The organism is Tabrizicola thermarum (genome assembly GCF_003574395.1).
Taxonomy (GTDB): domain Bacteria; phylum Pseudomonadota; class Alphaproteobacteria; order Rhodobacterales; family Rhodobacteraceae; genus Tabrizicola; species Tabrizicola thermarum.
In genome coordinates this window covers 1-426 of sequence record NZ_QMJY01000036.1, presented here as the reverse complement: position 1 = coordinate 426, position 426 = coordinate 1, and the positions used below count along the sequence as shown (strand labels likewise).

General features: G+C 65.5%; 1 protein-coding gene. It reads left to right on the top strand.

Annotated elements, in window-relative coordinates:
• A partial coding sequence (locus D5084_RS18450; protein ID WP_494337062.1) for an IS21 family transposase occupies window positions 1–426 on the top strand: 426 nt, incomplete at both ends.

Here is a 426-nt window from a genome sequence, read left to right as displayed (position 1 = left end):
AGGGCATGGGGATCAAGACGATCTGCCGTGAGCTGAACCTGTCGAAGAAGGTTGTGCGGAAGGTGGTTCGGTCCGGGGCGACCGAGTTCGGCTGCAAGCGCACCGTTCAACCCCGACCGAAGCTGGGCGCCTGGCTGGGCGAACCGGACAGGCTTTTGGCGACCAATGCCGCCCGTGCCAGCCGTGAGCGGCTGACCGTGATGCAACTTTTCGAAGAGCTTCGGGGGCACGGGTATGAGGGCGGCTACGATGCCGTTCGGCGCTATGCCTCGACCTGGAAGCAGGCACAGGGATCGGGCACGGCAGCCGCCTTCGTGCCGCTGACCTTCGCGCCGGGAGAGGCCTACCAGTTCGACTGGAGCCATGAGGTGGTGCTGATCGACGGCGTCACCGTGACGGTGAAGGTAGCCCATGTCCGGCTCTGCC